This window comes from Blastococcus mobilis, from assembly GCF_900188025.1.
GTDB lineage: Bacteria > Actinomycetota > Actinomycetes > Mycobacteriales > Geodermatophilaceae > Blastococcus_B > Blastococcus_B mobilis.
Genome location: NZ_FZNO01000002.1, coordinates 127,264 through 143,500 on the forward strand (window position 1 = coordinate 127,264; position 16,237 = coordinate 143,500).

Here is a 16,237-nt window from a genome sequence, read left to right on the forward strand (position 1 = left end):
GCAGGCGTGACGAAGCGGCTCATCGCGACCGGCGCGGCACCTGGCCGCGGTGTCGTCCGGAGGACGACGATGTCATCGACGTCAGAACCGGTGCTGCTCCTGGTCGACGTAGCCGCCGCTCTCCTCGGCCCCCGGGCCCAGGTCGGAGCCGCCGGGGTGCTCCACGTCGGTCCGGGGACGCGCTGCCGCCCGCTCGCGCTCGACGGCGTACCGCGCCTGGTGCCCCTGGTCCGGCAGCTCGGCCTTGCTGGTCCCCGGACGCCCCGCCTGGTGCTGGCCGATGTCCCGAGCCCGGTCGCCCACCCGCTTGCGCAGTCTGCCGTCCTCGGTACCGGTGAACCCGTGCGCGAGGAACCACTCGGTCACCGCGGTCCGGTCGGGGTGTGTGTCGCGCACCACGTTGAGCACGTAGTTGAGCCCGCGGGCCGCCGCCTCCTCCTCGAGCCGGGCGAGCGCGAAGGCGCCGGCTCCGGTCCCGCGTGCGGCCTCCTCCACGGCGAGCAGGATCTCCGCGTCGCCCCAGACGTCGTCGAGCCAGCCGTAGCCGACCACCCGGCCGCCGTCCTCGACGCGCCACCAGTCGCTGGACAGACGCTCCCCGGGAGTCCGGGCCTCGGCGCGGAAGACGCCCTCCGGCACGGTCGCGAAGATCCGCTCCCGGTCGGCGTCCCAGCGGGGGTCGTCGTCCTTGACCCAGGCCAGTCGGGCGGTTCGTGCTTCCGTCTCGGTCATGCCGGGCTCCTCGCGCTCGGGCGGACCCGGGCGCCACCTCCGGCGTCGCGGGCGGATGACCCGAAGCTACACAAGATTGGCATCTTGCGCAGCAGTCTGTAGCACGTCAGGATGGTCCTGCAAGCCCGCGGGATCACCGCGCGAGCGCACCCCTTGGAGGCACCGTGACCACCCTCGACGACCGTCCGGGCATCGGAGGCGCGGAGGCCACGGCCCCGGCTCCCGACCAGCCGCCGGCCCGCACAGAGGTCTCTTTCGACACCTCCCCCGACCGGTACAAGCACTGGACGCTGTCGGTCGAGGGCGACGTGGCGACGCTCACGCTCGATGTGGCCGAGGACGGCGGGATCGTGCCGGGCTACGAGCTGAAGATGAACAGCTACGACCTCGGCGTCGACATCGAGCTGCACGACGCGGTCCAGCGGATCCGCTTCGAGCACCCCGAGGCCAAGGTCCTCGTCGTCACCAGCGCCAAGGACCGCATGTTCTGCGCCGGCGCCAACATCAAGATGCTCGCGGCGTCGCCGCACAGCTGGAAGGTCAACTTCTGCAAGTTCACCAACGAGACCCGCAACGGGATCGAGGACGCCTCGGCTCACTCGGGTCTGCCGTCCATCGCCGCGGTCAACGGCACCGCCGCCGGCGGCGGCTACGAGCTCGCACTGGCCTGCGACGAGATCGTGCTGATCGACGACAACTCCTCGGCCGTGTCGCTGCCCGAGGTGCCGTTGCTCGGCGTGCTGCCCGGCACCGGCGGCCTGACCCGTGTCGTCGACAAGCGCGGCGTGCGCCGCGACCTCGCTGATGTCTTCTCCACGACGGCGGAGGGCATCCGCGGAGACCGCGCCGTGCAGTGGCGGCTCGTGGACGCCGTCGCCAAGGCCCGCGACTTCTCCGACGCGATCGCCCGCCGTGCGGCCGAGGCCGCGAAACGGTCGACCCGGCCCGGCGCCGGCGCGAAGGGCGTGCAGCTCACCCCGCTGACGCGCGAGGTCGACGGCGACACCATCCGGTACGGGCACGTGCGCGTCGAGATCGACCGGGAGGAGAGCACCGCCACGATCACCGTCCTGGGGCCGACCGCCGTCCCGTCGTCGGTCGAGGAACTGCACGAGCAGGGCGACCAGGCATGGCTGCTGGCCACCACCCGCGAGCTCGACGACGCGATCCTGCGGCTGCGCACCAACGAGCTGGCGATCGGCACCTGGCTGCTGCGCACCGAGGGCGACGTGGCGACCGTCGTCGCCTACGACGGGTTCCTCCTGGCCAACCGCGACGACTGGCTGGTCAACGAGACCATCGGCTTCTACCGCCGGACGATGAAGCGGCTGGACACCACCTCCCGCAGCCTGTTCGCGCTGATCGAGCCGGGCAGCTGCTTCGCCGGCCTGCTGGCCGAGATCGCCTTCGCTGCCGACCGCTCGTTCATGCTCGACGGCCAGTTCGAGGACGACGACGACCCCAAGCCACCCGCAGTGCTGCGGCTGGACGAGTTCAACCTGGGGCTGCTGCCGATGAGCAACGACCTCTCCCGGCTGCAGGTCCGCTTCCTCGGCAGCGCCGACGAGCTGGCCGCCGCCCAGGCCGCCGTCGGCCGGGACCTGCTCGCCGCCGAGGCGCTCGAGCTCGGCCTGGTGACCAGCGCCCCGGACGACATCGACTGGGAGGACGAGATCCGCTTGGTCGTCGAGGAGCGCAAGAGCTTCTCACCCGACGCGCTGACCGGCATGGAGGCCAACCTCCGCTTCGCCGGTCAGGAGACCCCCGAGAGCAAGGTCTTCGGCCGGCTCACCGCCTGGCAGAACTGGATCTTCCAGCGGCCCAACGCCGCTGGCCCCGAAGGAGCACTGCGCCGGTACGGCACCGGTCAGCGGGCCGACTACGACAGGAAGCGGGTCTGAGGATGACGACGACGGAGAGCAGTCCGCAGAACGGCACGGTCACCGGCGAGGCCCCGAAGCCCACCGGTCCGCTGTCGAAGATCGACTACAGCGAGCGCATCCCGAACAACGTCAACCTGGCCGGGGACCGGAAGCTGCAGCGTGCTCTGGAGGGCTGGCAGCCCAAGTTCCTCGACTGGTGGAAGAACCTCGGCCCCTCCATCCCGACCCACGACGTCTACCTGCGCACCGCGATCGCGGTCGGTCGCGACGGGTGGGCGCACTTCGACCGCGTGCCGATGGAGGAGTACCGCTGGGGCATCTTCCTGGCCGAGCGCGACCCGGACCGCAAGGTGAACTTCGGCGACAAGAAGGGCGAGCCGGCCTGGCAGGAGGTTCCCGGCGAGCACCGCTCGGACCTGCGCCGGCTGATCGTCGTCCAGGGCGACACCGAACCGGCGTCGGTGGAGCAGCAGCGCCACCTCGGCATGACCGCGCCGTCGCTGTACGACATGCGCAACCTCTTCCAGGTCAACGTCGAGGAGGGCCGCCACCTCTGGGCGATGGTCTACCTGCTGCACGCCTACTTCGGCAAGGACGGCCGCGAGGAGGCCGAGCAGCTGCTCAAGCGCAACTCCGGCGACTACGACTCGCCGCGGATCCTCGGCGCCTTCAACGAGGAGACCACGGACTGGCTGTCGTTCTTCATGTTCACCTACTTCACCGACCGGGACGGCAAGTACCAGCTCGGGACGCTGAAGGAGAGCGGCTTCGACCCGCTGGCGCGCACCTGCGAGTTCATGCTCAAGGAAGAGGCGCACCACATGTTCGTCGGCACCACCGGCGTGCAGCGCACGGTGCAGCGGACGGCCGAGCTGATGAAGAAGCACGGCACCGACGACATCTGGCAGTACGGCGGCATCCCGCTGTCGGTGATCCAGAAGTACCTGAACTTCCAGTACTCCGTGTCGATGGACCTCTTCGGCTCGGAGACCTCGTCCAACGTGGCGTCGTACTACACCGCCGGTCTCAAGGGCCGCTGGATGGAGACCCGCCGCAAGGACGACCACCAGCTGCACGACCTCACGATGGACGTCCCGATCATCGAGGGTGGCCGGATGAGCACCAAGACGGTGCCGATGCTCACCGCACTGAACCTCGACCTGCGCAACGAGTACGCCGCCGACTGCGAGAACGGCGTCAAGCGGTGGAACCAGGAGCTGGAGGACGCCGGCCTCGAGCAGCGGCTGTTCCTGCCGCACCAGGGCTTCAACCGCAAGGTCGGCGCGTTCGCCGGGCATCACGTCACGCCGACCGGCGAGATCGTCGACGAGGCGACCTGGGAGCGGACGGTCGGCGACTACCTGCCGACCGCCGACGACCGCGCGCAGGTCGCCGAGCTGATGGTCCCGCACTACGAGGCCGGCGACTTCGCAGGCTGGATCGCCCCTCCGTCGGTCGGCATCAACTCCCTGCCGGTCGAGTACGACTACGTCCGTTTCTGATCCGTTCGGTTCTGACCCCCGCCGGAGCCGCCGGCTGACGTCCCCGTCAGCCGGCGGCCCCGCCCGCACGAGAAGGGACGGACAGCGTGGCCACCGTCGACACCGCTTCCGCAGCACCCGCACTTCCGCCCGCGCTGCCGGACCGGAAGGTCTTCAACGCGGCTGACTGGCTGGTCACCCGGCATGCCGTCGCGACTCCGGAGCGGCGGGCGATCACCGCCATCGGTCTCGACGGCGGCGTGCGCACCTTCACCTACCGCGAGCTGGACCAGGAGGTCCGCCGTTTCGCCGCGGCCCTCGTCGCCTCCGGCGTCCGGCCCGAGGAGCGGCTCATCCTGTGCATGGGGGACACCCCCGAGCTGGTGACGGCGTTCCTCGCCGGGCTTCGGATCGGCGCCGTGCCCGTGCCGGTGAGCACCATGCTCAAGCCGAAGGACATCGCCGTGCTGGCGCGGGACAGCCGCGCGCGGCTCGTCGCGCTCAGCTCCGAGTTCACCGACCTGGCCCCCGCGGTCGGCGGGCTGCCCGACCTCGCCGACGTCGTCGTCCTCACCGACGGACCCGCGGCCGGGCTGCCCGAGGTCGAGGGAACGCGGGTGCGCGACTGGTCGTCGTTCGTGACGGCCGGGTCCGACTTCCTCGAGCAGGTGGCCAGCCCCTATCCGACGGTCGCCGACTCCCCCGCCTTCTGGCTGTACACCTCCGGGACGACCGGCACGCCCAAGGGCGCCATGCACCGGCACGGGTCGCTGCGCGACACCGCCGAGACCTACGCGCAGGACGTGCTCGCCATCGGGCCGGACGACGTCACGTTCTCGGTGGCCAAGTTCTTCTTCGCCTACGGCCTCGGCAACACCCTGACGTTCCCGTTCTCCGTCGGCGCGAGCACCATCCTGGACCGCTCCCGGCCGAGCCCGGCCGGCACCCTGCAGGTGCTGCGGGACCTGAAGCCCACCCTGTTCTTCGGCGGTCCGACGTACTACGCCGCACTGCTGGCGGCCGACCTGCCGCAGGACGCCTTCGCGACCGTCCGCGCCTGCGTCTCCGCCGGTGAGGCGTTCCCCGCTCCCCTCTTCGAGCGGTTCACCTCCAGGTTCGGCGTCGAGATGCTCGACGGCATCGGATCGACCGAGATGTTGCACATCTTCATCAGCGGCCGGCCCGGCCGGACTCGCGCCGGCGCCACCGGGGAGATCGTCGCCGGCTACGACGCCAAGATCGTCGACGACGACGGGAACCCGGTCCCCGACGGCACGCCCGGGAACCTCTTCGTACGCGGCAGCTCCGCGGCAACCGGCTACTGGTGCCGCACGGAGACCACCCGACTGGTGTTCCAGGGTTCCTGGGTGCGGACCGGGGACACGTACGTCCGCAGCGCCGACGGCTACTACACCTCGCTGGGGCGGACCGACGACATCATCAAGGCCGGGGGCATCTGGGTCTCCCCGACCGAGGTCGAGGAGCGGCTGCGCCAGCACCCCGACGTGATGCAGGTCGTCGTCGTGTCGGTGCCCGACGAGGCCGGTCTGGACAAGCCGGTCGCCTGCGCGGTCCTGTCCCCCGGGGCCACGACCACCGCCGACGACCTGGTCGCGTTCTGCCGCGAGGGCCTCGCCGCGTTCAAGCGCCCCCGGCACGTCCTGGTGTTCGACGAACTCCCGACCACCGCCACCGGCAAGCTGCAGCGCTTCCGCATCCGGGAACTGGCCATCGAGCAGCTCGGCGGCGCGGCCAAGCCCGACCTCACACCGATCTCCGGAGGCTCTGCGTGACAGCGACCGACACCCTGCTGCCGGAGACCGCGGCCGGGGGACGGCGGGTCGATGTCGACCTGCTGGTCGTCGGGGCCGGCCCGGCCGGCCTCTACGCCGCCTACTACGCCGGCTTCCGGGGGCTGCACACCGCGATCGTCGACAGCCTTCCCGAGCCCGGTGGCCAGGTGACGGCGCTCTACCCGGAGAAGATGGTCTACGACGTCGCCGGATTCCCCGGGATCAAGGGCCGTGACCTGGTCGCCGGGCTGGTCGAGCAGGCCGCGCGCTTCGACCCGGTCTACGTCCTCGGTGAGCGTGCCGAGCACCTGACCAACGAGGCCGGGCACCGCCCGCGCGCCGGTGAGCGGCTCGTGGTCACGACCGACAAGGGCACCCGGATCCGCACCGGTGCCGTCGTCATCACCGGGGGCATCGGCACGTTCACGCCGCGCCCGCTGCCCGGCGGCGCGCAGTGGGAGGGCCGCGGCCTGACCTACGTGGTCAAGGAGCTCGCCGCCCACGCCGGGCAGGACGTCGTCATCGTCGGCGGAGGCGACAGCGCGGTCGACTGGGCGCTGGCCCTCGACGGCCTGGCCGCCTCCGTCACCGTCGTGCACCGGCGCAAGCACTTCCGGGCGCACGCGGCCAGCGTCGCCGACATGGAGAAGGGCTCGACCGTCGTCGTCACCGACGCGCAGGTGGACTCCCTGGAGGGAGATCACCGGCTGCACACCGTGCACGTCAGGCACAAGGACGGCGCCGTGACGCCGTACAAGGCGCAGTCGGTCATCGCCGCCCTCGGGTTCACCGCCGACATCGGCCCGCTGGAGACGTGGGGTATCGACATCGTCGACCGCAAGATCATGGTCGACACCGCGATGCGCACCTCGGTGCCCGGGGTCTACTCCGCCGGAGACATCACCGAGTACCCGGGCAAGGTGCGGTTGATCGCCGTAGGTTTCGGGGAGTCGGCAACCGCGGTCAACAACGCCGCCACCTATCTCGACCCGGACCAGCCGCTGTTCCCGGGCCACAGCAGCGACGACCCCGCCGGTATCGGCGCGCCCGCCGCGCACTGATCACCCACGCTCTGTCTTCTCCCACCACCCACTCGAGGAGAAATCCCGTGCCCTACGTCATCGGCGCCGAGTGCATCGACACCACGGACATGTCCTGCGTGGATGAGTGCCCCGTCGACTGCATCTACGAGGGCGACCGGAAGCTCTACATCAACCCCAAGGAATGCATCGACTGCGGGGCGTGCGAGCCGGTCTGTCCGGTGGAGGCGATCGCCCAGGACCGGCGGGTCTCCGACGAGAACGAGCCGCACATCGCGGACAACCGGCGGTTCTTCGTCGAGCCGCTCCCCGGCCGCGACGCCCCCCTCGGTAGTCCCGGCGGGGCCTCGAAGGTGGGGAAGATCGGCGTGGACACCGAACTCGTCGCCGAGCATTCCTGAGGAGTCACCTCGCCGATCGACGACACCGTCCCCGGGCACGTCGCGAACGCTCGTCCACCGGGAGCAGCTCCCCCGCGTCCGGTGGCCGGATCAGCGCAGCCCCCCGGTCGCCTCCACGACCGTCCCGGTCACCCATCCGGCCTGCGGGCTCAGCAGGAAGGCGATGACAGCGGCGATGTCGTCGGCCTCCCCGAGCCGGCGCAGAGCCGGCGCCTTGGCCATCGCGTCGATGGCGCCCTCTGACGTGGTCGAGCGCAGCTGGGGCGTGTCCGTCGCCCCCGGACGCACGGCCGCGACCCGGATGCCCTGCCTCCCCAACTCCTTCGCCGCCACGCGGATCGCCGCCTCGGCCGCAGCCTTGGCCATCACGTACGAGGTCTGGCGGGCCGGCGCCAGTTCCGCGGCAACCGAGGACACCACCACCGCTGCGCCACCAGCGGGTAGCCGTCGCCCGGCTTCCTGGAGCGTCAGGGCCACGGAGCGGGCGTTCAGCGCCCACGACTCGTCCAGCTCCTCGACGGTGACATCGTCCAGGCGCGTATAGGTCCAGGCACCGACACAGTGGACGACGCCGGTCAGGCCGTCGCCCGCGGCCTCGAATGCCGCGACGACATCGGCAGGACTGCGGACGTCGCAGCGCACCGTCCGCGCCCGTGGCGCGAGATCCGCGCAGAGCCACTCCGCGCGCTCCGCCCCGGTGTGGTGGGTGAACACGACCGATGCTCCGCCGGCGACCAGGCGGCGCACGGTGGCTCGCCCGATCCCGCTACTGCCGCCGAACACCAGCACCGTGTCGTTCACCGCCATTCACGACATTCTACTCAGCATCACCATGCCGTAGGTTGGCAGTAGCACATCATCACGGAAAGGGGAGCCCGGTGCGCGTGATCCTGACCCTGAGTTTCGATCAGCAGGCAGTGGCTGCCGAGGCGCGGACCGCGGAGGACGCGGGCTACGACGGCGTGGCCGTCGGCGAGCACCTCTTCTTCCACGGCCCGCATCCCAACGGGTTCGTCGCCCTCGCGGCGGCCGCCGGCGCCACGAGCAGGATCCGGCTGCTCAGCTCGCTCACCGTTCTGCCGCTGTATCCGGCCGCGCTGGCGGCGAAGCTGGCCACCACGCTGGATCAGGTGTCCGGCGGCCGGTTCGACATGGGCGTCGGGGTGGGCGGTGAGTACCCACCGGAGTTCGAGGCGGCGGGCGTCGACGTGCGCGAACGCGGGGCACGAACGGACGAGGCCCTGGAGCTGATGCGGGCGCTGTGGCAGGGCGGGCCCGTCGACTTCACCGGCCGCTTCTCCCGTGTGCCCGCGCTGTCCCTCTCCCCCGGTCCCGTTCAGCCGGGGGGTCCGCCGCTGTGGGTGGGCGGGCGCAGGCCGGCCGCGATCCGCCGGGCGGGCCGCTTCGGCGACGTCTGGATGCCCTACATGTACACGCCCGAGCAGTTGACCAAGAGCCTCGGCGAGGTACGCGCCGCCGCGGAGGAGGCCGGCCGCGACCCGGCCGGGATCCGTGGCGCCGTCTTCTGCTGGGGCGGGGTGGACGGCGACGCGGCCCACTCGCGGCGAGAGGTCGTGGACGCGGTCGGCGCGGTCTACCAGCAGGACTTCGAGCCGCTGGCCGACCGGTACCTGCTGCACGGCGACCCCGACCGCCTCGTCGCCCGGGCTCGCGAGTACGCCGATGCCGGAGCGGACACCCTGGTCTTCTCTCCGGTGGGCGCCGGCGACCGGCGGCGCGAGATCGTCGACCTGTTCACCGAGGCCGTCCTCCCCCGCCTGACGGCGGACCGGTGACGTCGCCAGCGCTGCGCCCCGAGATCGCCTCGTCTCGCGGCCGGTCGGTCAGCCGTCGTCGGAAGGACGGAACCCGTCCATGGACCACGGTGGACCCACCGGTGGTGACGACTGAGGCAGCCGTCGGTCCGCCTGGAGCACGGCGCGCACTTCGCCGGTGGCGGCCGGATCAGGCCTGCCCGGCGGGAGCCAGTTGTCCGCCGGCGGGCCGGGAGATGCCGGCTGCGGCGTAGATCTCCGGCTCGTCGAGGGTCTCCTTCTCGAGGAGCAGGGCGACGATCGCGTCGAGCCTGGCCCGGTTCTCCCGCAGCAGCCGACGGGCCTCGGCGTAGCAGTCGTCACTGATGCGGCGGGCCTCCTGGTCCACGGCGTCGAGCAGCGCGTCGGAGACGCCGGCCATTCGCGGATCGGCGTCCCTCGGGAGCACGGACACCGGCCCGACGCGCTCGGACATGCCCCACCGACCGGCCATCGCCCGGGCGATGCGGGTGCTGTTCTCCAGGTCGTTCTCCGCACCGGTGGTGATCACGCCGAAGATCTCCTCCTCGGCGGCCATGCCGCCCAGCGCGGTGATGATCCGCCCACGCAAGTAGCGCTGGTCATAGCCGTAGCGGTCGGACTCGGGCGTGGACAGGGTGACGCCCAGGGCGCGGCCCCGCGGGATGATCGACACCTTTCGCACGGGATCCGCGCCGGGCTGCAGCATGCCGAGCAGGGCGTGCCCGGCCTCGTGGTAGGCGGTGCGCCGCCGCTCCTCCGCCGACATGACGACGCCGCGTTCGGCGCCGAGCTGGATCTTCTCGAGGGCGTCGCCGAAGTCGCGGGAGCCGACCGCGTCGGCGCCCCGCCGGGCCGCGGCCAGGGCGGCCTCGTTGACCAGGTTTGCCAGGTCCGCGCCGGTCATCCCCGGGGTGATCGCGGCGATGTGCCGCAGGTCCACGTCGTCGGCCAGGGGGACCGTGCGGGCGTGCACCTGCAGGATCTCGTAGCGGCCGTTCTGGTCGGGTGGATTGACGGTGATCGTCCGGTCGAAGCGGCCCGGCCGCAGCAGCGCGGGGTCGAGGACGTCGGGCCGGTTGGTCGCGGCCATGACCACGACCCCCTCCGAGCCGGAGAAGCCGTCCATCTCGGTGAGGATCTGGTTGAGCGTCTGCTCGCGCTCGTCGTGTCCGCCTTGAGCGACCGCGCCGCCCCGAGCGCGCCCGATGGTGTCGATCTCGTCGATGAAGATGATGGCCGGAGCGACCTTGCGGGCCTCGGCGAACAGCTCGCGCACCCGCTGGGCGCCGACACCGACGATCATCTCGATGAACTCGGAGGCGCCGGCGGAGAAGAACGGCACCCCGGCCTCGCCCGCGGTGGCCCGGGCCAGCAGCGTCTTGCCGGTGCCGGGCGCTCCGGCCAGCAGCACGCCCTTGGGGACACGGGCACCCAGCCGCCGGTACTTGTCGGGATGGCGCAGGAAGTCGACGATCTCGTCGATCTCGGCCTCGACCTCGTCGATGCCGGCCACGTCGTCGAAGGTGACTCGGAGCGCCTCCGGGTCGACCGGCTTGCGCTTGCTGCCACCGCCGAACAGTCCACCGCCGCCCATGAGCCGTTGCTGGCGACGGAACAGCCACCAGTAGAAGGCGATCAGCAGCAGGAACGGGGCCAGGGAGATCAGCAGGTTCCACAGCGCGCCGCGTTGCTCGATGACCGGCTCGGCGCTGACCGTGGCCCCGGACTCCTCCAACTGGGCCAGCGGATCGTCCTGGGCGAACGTCGGGCGCTCGGTGACGAACTGCCGGTAGGTGCCCTCGGCCTCGCCGGGGGCCTCGGCCGGCTCGCGCAGCGTCCCCTGGATCGTTTCGCCCCGGGCGAAGATCTCCTCGACGTTGCCGGCCTCGACCTGGTCGGTGAACTCGGTGTAGGAGATCGAGATCCCAGCCCTGTTGCTGTCCTCCCAGGTGAGCATCCCGAACACCAACCAGTAGGCGAGCAGCGCCACGAGCAGCGCCCGTACCCAGCGGAAGCGGTCGGGCTTGTCGCCGTCCTTCCTCCCCGGCGGCAACCCCTCGGTCCGCCACGGACGCTGGGAGGCCTGGTCCGGCGGTTGCGGACTGGGTTGCTCACGCTGCTGTGTCGCCGGGACCGAGGACCGCGGATCGCTCATGACGAACTCCGATGGTGCGGAAGCCGGGTGGCGCCGACCGGGCTACCCGTCCGGCCGCCCGGGAGACCGACCGCGCCTGCCGGGTTGCCCCGGGTCGAGGGAGCGGGCGGTCTCGGGCTGTTCATTCGCTCACGGACGGCCGCTCGGTGAGGACCACGTCGAGGTCCTGTTCCCGACCTCCGCCGCCGCGGACGCTGAGGGTGACGGTTTCCCCGGGATCCCGCTCACGGAGGGCGGCCAGCAGAGCCTCGGGGCTCTCCGTCGGTTCACCGTCCACGGCGGTGATCACGTCACCGGGCCGTACGCCCGCGCTGGCCGCGGGACCACCGGACACGACAGCCGACACGATGACTCCGTCGGTGCTGGGCAGATCCAGCTGCTCCGCGATCTGCGGAGTGATGGGCGCCGGCTCGATGCCCAGGAAGGCGTGGTCGGCCGTTCCGTCCTCCTGCAACTGCTCGACCACGTCGATCACCGTGGCCGCGGGGATGGCGAAGCCGAGCGAGACGGCCCCCGCCTGCGGAGGGATGTAGGCCTCACTGATACCGATCACGTCCCCGTCGCCGTCCACCACCGCGCCCCCGCTGTTCCCCGGACTGATCGCGGCGTCGGTCTGGATCAGGTCGACCAGCGACGCGCTCTGCGCAGCGCTGCCGGGGATGTCCCGGTGCAGACCCGAGATGACTCCCGCCGTGACCGTGCTCTGGAAACCCAGGGGGCTGCCGATGACGATGGCCAGCTCCCCGATCTCGGGAAGCTCCGATTGGAAGTCAGCGGGGGGCAAGCCGGTGCGCTCCGACTCGACGAGGGCGAGGTCGGTCACGACATCGACGGCGAGGACCCTGCCGGGGACGCGCTGGCCGTCCGCGAAGGCGATGTCGACGGCGGATGCACCACGCACCACGTGTTCGTTGGTGACGATCAACCCCTCGTCGCTGTACACCACACCGCTGCCGCTTCCTATCGCGGTCAGGACGGTGACGACGCTGGGCTGGAGCCGCGCCGCGACGTCCGGCACGACGGCAAGCGTGTCGGCCTGGGCCGACGGTGCCGACGGCAGGGCAGGGGTTGCCGCGGCGCCCTCGGGCGCGTCGTCGGAGTGGGTGCAGGCCCCGCTCGCCAGCGCCGCGACGACTACGAACCACAGCCGTCGACGGCCCCGCCCTCGTCCCGCCATGTGCGCCCCTCGCCCGCCACGTGCGTGATGACACGGCCGCAGGCCGGGGCTTCTTCCGGCTGCCGGACCCGTACCCCGAGGCGTGGGTCGCGGAAACGGCTCGATCTGCCGTCACCAGCGTTCACCGCGCCACCAGGGCGTCGTGCTCCTCGTGCGCCCGGCGGAGGAGGGCCATCAGTTTCTCCTCCTCGCGGATCCGTTTCCGGTACTTCTCCGGCAGGGCGCGCATCTGCTCCTCCTCGACCAGGAGGTTGCGGAAGATCTCCTCCCGGTGGGCCGGGTCGGTCTCGGCGTCGAGGTACTGGCTGGCATGGCGTCGGGCCGCGGAGACGGTGTTCTGCGCCCTGCCCTTCGGACTGGTCAACGAGGCCAGCACGGTGACTGCCAGGACCCCGAGTATCACGGTCAGCGAGAGCCCGGTGGAGATCTCCGTGACGTCCACCGGCTGCCCGTCGTTGATGAACGGCACGTTGTTCTCGTGCAGCGCGTGCAAGATCAGCTTCACGCCGATGAAGGCCAGGATCGTCGCCAGGCCGTAGGTCAGGTAGATCAGCCGGTCCAGCAGCCCGTCGATGAGGAAGTACAGCTGCCGCAGTCCCAGCAGCGAAAACGCCGTCGCGGTGAACACCAGGTACACGTTCTGGGTGAGTCCGAAGATCGCGGGGATGGAGTCCAGCGCGAACAGGATGTCGGTGCCGGCGATGGCGACCATGACCAGCAGCATCGGGGTCAGCGCGCGCCTGCCGTCGACGACGGTGAACAGCTTGTCGCCGTCGTAGTGCTCCGAGGTGTGCAGGAACCGCCGGGCCAGCCGCACCATGAGGTTGTCGGCGGTGTGGCTGTCCTCCCCCTCCGGCTTGATCAGGTTGCCGGCGGTGATGAGCAGGATCAGGCCGAAGAGGTAGAACACCCAGGCGAAGGCGTTGATCAGGGCCGCGCCCAGGAAGATGAAGCCGGTCCGGGCGATGAGGGAGAACACGATCCCGAACAACAGCACCTTCTGCTGGTCGGCGCGGGGCACCTTGAAGCTGGTCATGATGATCAGGAAGACGAACAGGTTGTCGACCGACAACGCCTTCTCCGTCACGTAACCGGCGAAGTACTCCGTGCCCATCGTCGCCCCGCCGAAGATCCACACGCCGATGCCGAAGAGCACGGCGATGCCCACGTAGAGCGCCGACCAGGTCCCGGCCTCCCTCAGCGTCGGGATGTGCGCCTTGCGGACGTGGAACACGTAGTCGAACACCAGCAGGCCGACGATGCCTATGACGGTGAGGGTCCAGATCCAGCCCGGTACGTCCATGCACCCCCCGATCCGGGTCTTACGGCGGTGGAACCGGACGACCAGGTACCGACGCCCGGCGCATCCACCGATGAATCACGTGCCGGCGTCGCTCACGGTGCCTTGGGGATGAGAATCCAGAGGATGATGTAGGCCACCTCACCGACGCCGAAGAGGCCGAACAGTACGAAGGCCACGCGCACCAGCGCACGGGAGAGGCCGAATCGATCGGCCAGAGCGGCACAGACCCCCGCGATGACCTTTCCGGAGCGGGGTCTCACCAGAGTCGATGCCATACGTCGCCCGTACCCGTGGTGGAGCCGCGCCAACACCTCGGCGCGCCCGGCGTTGCCTCGCGCGCCGCTCGCGAGCGGTTGCCCGGCCGAGCGCCGTCCCGCAGCCGGCGCGGATACCGACGAGTGACCGCGGAGCCCGACCAGTGACATGGCCACGGCCGCAGTGGGACACCGCCCGGCGACCGGTCATCCCGACGGCCCGTCGGCGTAGCGTCACGCGTGCGGATGCGCGGTGTGAGGGAGGAGGACGCGATGCCCCCACACAGCTGCGCCTCCGGCCGGCATCCGGCGGGCAACCGCTCGGACGACATCCGGGTGCTCGTCGTCGATGACAATCCGTGGGTTCGGGCGTCACTGACCGAGTTGCTGTCCGACGAGGACGACCTCACCGTCGTCGGCGAGTGCGCGGACGGCTCGCAGGTCGTGGACGCCGCTTCCCGTCTCCGTCCCGACGTCGTGCTCATGGACCTGTCCATGCCGGTGATGAACGGCCTGGCGGCCACCCGAGCGCTCACCGCGGTCCAGCCGGGGCCCCGGATCGTCGTGCTGACCGGGGAAGGCCCCGCCGCAGGGCCCCAGGTGGCGGCCGCCGGCGCTCATGCCCTCGTGTCGAAGAGCGGCCGGTCGGAGGAGCTGCTCGGCTGCCTCCGCACGCTGGTCGCCGGCTGCGGCTGCTGTCCCCACTGCCTCTGAGGCCCGGGGCCCCTCCGAACGGGTGAGGCCGGGAGGGACGGGCCGCGGGATGTCTCCAGCACGGTGCGCTTTCGGTCGATCGGGGCCAGGTGAGGGTCTCGTTCCTGGTCTACGGCGTGCTGTACGTCGTGGTCGAGGTGATCGGGTACCGGTTCGAACAGATCGGCTGGACCGACATCTCGGCGCTCGACGTGGCCACCGCCCTCACCGATGCCTGCCTGGCCGTCGCCGTCTGCGCAGCGGTGCTCGTGGCCGTCGACCTCGGCGCCCGGCGATGGCGCCGGTCCATGGCGGCGTGGCGCCTGCAGCAGGCCGAGCTGCGCGGGGAGATCCGGGACGAACCCGTCACCGTGGCCTCGTGGCGCCCGGCACCCCTGGCGGTCACCGCCGAGCGGGTGGACGAGTCGCGGAAGGCGTCCTTCACCGGCAACCCGTACTCGTTCGCCGGGCACCGTTTCCCGAAGAACCCGGGCACGCTCCTCTGATTCAGAGGACGGCGAGCGGCAGCGCCTGTGCGCCCATCGTGTGCGCGGACATCGCGGCCGGTGCAGAGCGCCCGAGGAGGTCCACCAGCTCGCCCGCGGTGGCCGCGGCCAGCCCGGCGTCCACGAGCCGGTCGGCCAGCACGCCGTCCAGGTCCGCGTCGTGCAGGTCGTCCACGTCCCGCAGCGGGAACGGAACGGCGGCCTCGGCGGCGAAGCGGGCGGGGGTGGCGACGGCGGTCTCCATGACGGCATCTCCTGGCTCGGCGGGCGCCGGGGGATCCCGGCCGAGGAGCACTCTGCGCACCGGGCCGCAGGACCCTGCGGAGAAAGCCGCACGAGATCCGCAAGAACCTGCCGCCGGTCTGCGCCACGATGCGGGCATGAAGTACGTGATGACCTACCGCGCCGTCGAGGAGTTCCTGCCGCTGGCTCGCGAGCACGGGCCGGCCCACGTCGAACGGCTCCGGGACTTCCACGGACGGGGGGCGCTCCTGATGGTGGGGACGTTCGAGGAGCCGATGAACGGCGACGCCATGGGCATCTTCACCAGCCGCGAGGCGGCCGAGGAGTTCATCGCCGGAGACCCCTTCGTGCTCAACGGGGTGGTCGCCGCATGGACGTTGCGTCCCTGGAACGAGATCCTGCAGCCCGCCCCCGCCTGAGCCTGCGTCGACGACGTCGGCGAGGAACCGCAGGTCACTGAGTGGCGTCCAGGTGTTCCGATCGGGCGTTCTCCGGTTAGGGTGACGTCATCGGGAAGGCCCTGCGCTATGGCAGGACCCCGATGCACCACCACAGCTAGGAGCGAGCAATGCCCGAAGGAACAGTGAAGTGGTTCAACGCTGAGAAGGGGTTCGGCTTCGCCACCCCGGACGGTGGCGGACCGGACGTCTTCGTCCACTACTCGGCCATCCAGACCAGCGGGTACCGCTCGCTCGATGAAGGCCAGCGGATCGCGTTCGACATCGAGCAGGGCCAGAAGGGCCCGCAGGCTGCGAACGTCACTCCGCTCTGATCTGCTGA

The 16,237-nt window shown here is 71.0% G+C and carries 17 protein-coding genes; 10 read left to right on the forward strand and 7 right to left on the reverse strand.

The genetic code is table 11. From position 1 onward, the window contains the following. Positions 1-81: 81 nt before the first annotated feature. Positions 82-732 (reverse strand): GNAT family N-acetyltransferase, encoded by a 651-nt coding sequence (locus tag CHB94_RS02355; protein ID WP_089334984.1) that lies wholly within the window; start codon positions 730-732, stop codon positions 82-84. Positions 733-896: 164 nt separating this feature from the next. On the opposite strand from CHB94_RS02355, the gene boxC reads away from it, so the two are divergent. The 5 genes from boxC to fdxA all read left to right on the forward strand — a co-directional run bounded on the left by boxC (position 897) and on the right by fdxA (position 7,330). After that, a complete protein-coding gene (gene boxC / locus CHB94_RS02360) occupies positions 897-2,633 on the forward strand; it encodes a 2,3-epoxybenzoyl-CoA dihydrolase (RefSeq protein WP_089334985.1) in 1,737 nt (578 codons plus the stop codon). A 2-nt stretch (positions 2,634-2,635) separates the two neighbouring features. Continuing rightward, complete coding sequence (gene boxB, locus CHB94_RS02365) at positions 2,636-4,117, forward strand: benzoyl-CoA 2,3-epoxidase subunit BoxB (protein ID WP_217899137.1); 1,482 nt, start codon at positions 2,636-2,638, stop codon at positions 4,115-4,117. 86 nt (positions 4,118-4,203) lie between these two features. Continuing rightward, complete coding sequence (locus CHB94_RS02370) at positions 4,204-5,889, forward strand: benzoate-CoA ligase family protein (protein WP_254920342.1); 1,686 nt, start codon at positions 4,204-4,206, stop codon at positions 5,887-5,889. Then, a complete protein-coding gene (locus CHB94_RS02375) occupies positions 5,886-6,950 on the forward strand; it encodes an NAD(P)/FAD-dependent oxidoreductase (RefSeq protein WP_089334986.1) in 1,065 nt (354 codons plus the stop codon). Before CHB94_RS02370 ends, CHB94_RS02375 begins: the two co-directional genes overlap by 4 nt. A gap of 47 nt (positions 6,951-6,997) precedes the next feature. Beyond that, positions 6,998-7,330 (forward strand): ferredoxin, encoded by a 333-nt coding sequence (gene fdxA / locus CHB94_RS02380; protein ID WP_089334987.1) that lies wholly within the window; start codon positions 6,998-7,000, stop codon positions 7,328-7,330. 90 nt (positions 7,331-7,420) lie between these two features. On the opposite strand, the gene CHB94_RS02385 is transcribed toward fdxA, so the two are convergent. Further along, positions 7,421-8,137, reverse strand: coding sequence for an SDR family NAD(P)-dependent oxidoreductase (locus CHB94_RS02385; RefSeq protein WP_089335146.1), 717 nt, complete (start codon positions 8,135-8,137; stop codon positions 7,421-7,423). A 77-nt stretch (positions 8,138-8,214) separates the two neighbouring features. Here CHB94_RS02385 and CHB94_RS02390 point away from each other — a divergent pair, with 77 nt between their 5' ends. Further along, positions 8,215-9,126, forward strand: a complete 912-nt coding sequence (locus tag CHB94_RS02390; RefSeq protein WP_176445375.1) for an LLM class flavin-dependent oxidoreductase — start codon at positions 8,215-8,217, stop codon at positions 9,124-9,126. A 169-nt stretch (positions 9,127-9,295) separates the two neighbouring features. Here the strand turns inward: CHB94_RS02390 and ftsH are convergent, their stop codons facing one another. From ftsH to CHB94_RS02410, 4 genes are all read right to left on the reverse strand, one after another. Beyond that, a complete protein-coding gene (ftsH, locus tag CHB94_RS02395; RefSeq protein ID WP_089334989.1) occupies positions 9,296-11,281 on the reverse strand; it encodes an ATP-dependent zinc metalloprotease FtsH in 1,986 nt (661 codons plus the stop codon). A 121-nt stretch (positions 11,282-11,402) separates the two neighbouring features. Beyond that, positions 11,403-12,458 carry a S1C family serine protease gene (locus tag CHB94_RS02400; protein WP_089334990.1) on the reverse strand — a complete coding sequence of 352 codons (1,056 nt, stop codon included), beginning with the start codon at positions 12,456-12,458 and terminating at the stop codon, positions 11,403-11,405. 121 nt (positions 12,459-12,579) lie between these two features. Further along, complete coding sequence (locus CHB94_RS02405; protein ID WP_089334991.1) at positions 12,580-13,761, reverse strand: TerC family protein; 1,182 nt, start codon at positions 13,759-13,761, stop codon at positions 12,580-12,582. 92 nt (positions 13,762-13,853) lie between these two features. Then, entirely contained in the window at positions 13,854-14,021 is a 168-nt protein-coding gene (locus tag CHB94_RS02410) for a PspC domain-containing protein (protein WP_254920343.1), read from the reverse strand. A gap of 267 nt (positions 14,022-14,288) precedes the next feature. On the opposite strand from CHB94_RS02410, the gene CHB94_RS02415 reads away from it, so the two are divergent. Together CHB94_RS02415 and CHB94_RS02420 are read left to right on the forward strand one after the other, a co-directional pair. Beyond that, a complete protein-coding gene (locus CHB94_RS02415) occupies positions 14,289-14,729 on the forward strand; it encodes a response regulator (protein WP_176445376.1) in 441 nt (146 codons plus the stop codon). An 89-nt stretch (positions 14,730-14,818) separates the two neighbouring features. Beyond that, positions 14,819-15,214, forward strand: coding sequence for a hypothetical protein (locus CHB94_RS02420; protein WP_089334994.1), 396 nt, complete (start codon positions 14,819-14,821; stop codon positions 15,212-15,214). Position 15,215: 1 nt separating this feature from the next. Here the strand turns inward: CHB94_RS02420 and CHB94_RS02425 are convergent, their stop codons facing one another. After that, positions 15,216-15,458, reverse strand: coding sequence for a hypothetical protein (locus CHB94_RS02425; protein WP_089334995.1), 243 nt, complete (start codon positions 15,456-15,458; stop codon positions 15,216-15,218). Between the two features lie 136 nt (positions 15,459-15,594). Here CHB94_RS02425 and CHB94_RS02430 point away from each other — a divergent pair, with 136 nt between their 5' ends. Next, positions 15,595-15,876, forward strand: a complete 282-nt coding sequence (locus CHB94_RS02430) for a YciI family protein (RefSeq protein ID WP_254920344.1) — start codon at positions 15,595-15,597, stop codon at positions 15,874-15,876. A 149-nt stretch (positions 15,877-16,025) separates the two neighbouring features. Beyond that, positions 16,026-16,229, forward strand: a complete 204-nt coding sequence (locus tag CHB94_RS02435; protein ID WP_040339721.1) for a cold-shock protein — start codon at positions 16,026-16,028, stop codon at positions 16,227-16,229. Positions 16,230-16,237: the final 8 nt, after the last annotated feature.

Bases quoted from the DNA above. Each gene is read 5' to 3' on its own strand.
- CHB94_RS02430 (WP_254920344.1), top strand. From the start codon at position 15,595: ATGAAGTACGTGATGACCTACCGCGCCGTCGAGGAGTTCCTGCCGCTG.
- CHB94_RS02435 (WP_040339721.1), top strand. From the start codon at position 16,026: ATGCCCGAAGGAACAGTGAAGTGGTTCAACGCTGAGAAGGGGTTCGGC.
- CHB94_RS02400 (WP_089334990.1), bottom strand. From the start codon at position 12,458: ATGGCGGGACGAGGGCGGGGCCGTCGACGGCTGTGGTTCGTAGTCGTC.
- CHB94_RS02385 (WP_089335146.1), bottom strand. From the start codon at position 8,137: ATGGCGGTGAACGACACGGTGCTGGTGTTCGGCGGCAGTAGCGGGATC.
- CHB94_RS02405 (WP_089334991.1), bottom strand. From the start codon at position 13,761: ATGGACGTACCGGGCTGGATCTGGACCCTCACCGTCATAGGCATCGTC.
- boxB (WP_217899137.1), top strand. From the start codon at position 2,636: ATGACGACGACGGAGAGCAGTCCGCAGAACGGCACGGTCACCGGCGAG.
- CHB94_RS02415 (WP_176445376.1), top strand. From the start codon at position 14,289: ATGCCCCCACACAGCTGCGCCTCCGGCCGGCATCCGGCGGGCAACCGC.
- CHB94_RS02425 (WP_089334995.1), bottom strand. From the start codon at position 15,458: ATGGAGACCGCCGTCGCCACCCCCGCCCGCTTCGCCGCCGAGGCCGCC.
- CHB94_RS02355 (WP_089334984.1), bottom strand. From the start codon at position 732: ATGACCGAGACGGAAGCACGAACCGCCCGACTGGCCTGGGTCAAGGAC.
- ftsH (WP_089334989.1), bottom strand. From the start codon at position 11,281: ATGAGCGATCCGCGGTCCTCGGTCCCGGCGACACAGCAGCGTGAGCAA.